The sequence below is a fragment of the Bradyrhizobium sp. P2_E8 genome, from assembly GCF_056403875.1.
This window is the reverse complement of record NZ_JBFUES010001470.1, coordinates 1-1,294: the sequence shown is the minus strand read 5'-3', so window position 1 is coordinate 1,294 and position 1,294 is coordinate 1. Positions and strand designations below refer to the sequence as shown.

The 1,294-nt window shown below is 65.7% G+C and carries 1 protein-coding gene; it reads left to right on the top strand.

Going from position 1 to position 1,294, the window contains the following annotated elements:
* Positions 1-49: 49 nt before the first annotated feature.
* The coding region (locus AC1D00_RS41505) for an O-acetylhomoserine aminocarboxypropyltransferase/cysteine synthase family protein (RefSeq protein ID WP_477014692.1) at positions 50-1,294 on the top strand (1,245 nt) is incomplete at its 3' end.

Sequence of the window (1,294 nt, the reverse complement as noted above, 5' to 3'; positions counted from 1 at the left end):
GCCTCATACAGGCCAATAAGTGCGGCCCGCTCCACGCGGAGGTGGCACGATGCGCAACGAGACGATCGCTATTCACGCCGGCTATGAGCCCGAGGCCACCACGCACGCGGTTGCCGTGCCGATCTACCAGACCGCGGCTTACGCATTCGACAGCGCCGATCACGGCGCGGCCCTTTTCAATCTCGAGGCCGAGGGTTTCCGTTACAGCCGCATCGCCAATCCGACCAGCGCGGTGCTGGAGAAGCGCATCAGCCAGCTCGAAGGCGGCGTCGGTGCGCTCGCGGTTGCGACCGGCCAGGCGGCGCTGCATTTCGCCTTCGTCAACGTCGCCGATCACGGCGGCAACATCGTGTCCGTACCGCAGCTCTACGGCACCACGCACACGCTGCTCTCGCACATTCTGCCGCGCCAGGGCATCACCGGCCGCTTCGCCGAGAGCGACAAGCCGGATGCAATCGAGAAGTTGATCGACGAGAACACCCGTGCGGTGTTCGCCGAGACCATCGGCAATCCCGCCGGCAATGTCTGCGACATCGAGGCTTTGGCGAAGATCGCGCACGCCCACGGCGTGCCGCTGATCGTCGACAACACGGTCGCAACGCCGATCCTGCTCAAGCCGTTCGACTACGGCGCCGACATCGCCGTGCATTCGCTGACCAAGTTCCTGGGCGGCCACGGCACCACGCTCGGCGGCGCCATCGTCGATTCCGGAAACTTCCCCTGGGCGAAATACGCCGACCGCTTTCCGGCCTACAACAAGCCGGACGCTTCCTATCACGGCCTCGTCTATGCCGAGCGTTTCGGCAGGACCGCCTATATCGAGCGCGCGCGCAGCGTCTATCAGCGCACCATGGGCTCGGTGCTGTCGCCCTTCAACGCCTTCCTGCTGCTCCAGGGCATCGAGACCGTGGCGCTGCGCATGGAGCGCCACGTCGAGAACGCGCGCAAGGTGGCCGAATTCCTCCGCACCGACCCGCGCGTCGCCTGGGTCAACTACACGGGCTTCCCGGACAGCCCCTACTACCCGCTGGTCCAGAAATACCTCGACGGCAACGCCTCCTCGCTGTTCACCTTCGGCATCAAGGGCGGCATGGAAGCCGGCAAGGCCTTCTACGATGCGCTGAAGTTGATCACGCGCCTCGTCAATATCGGCGACGCCAAATCGCTGGCCTGCCATCCGGCCTCGACCMCGCACCGGCAGATGTCGGCGGAGCAGCAGCGCGTCGCCGGCGTGCTGCCGGAGACGATCCGCCTGTCCATCGGCATCGAGCATGCCGCCGATATCATCGAGGAC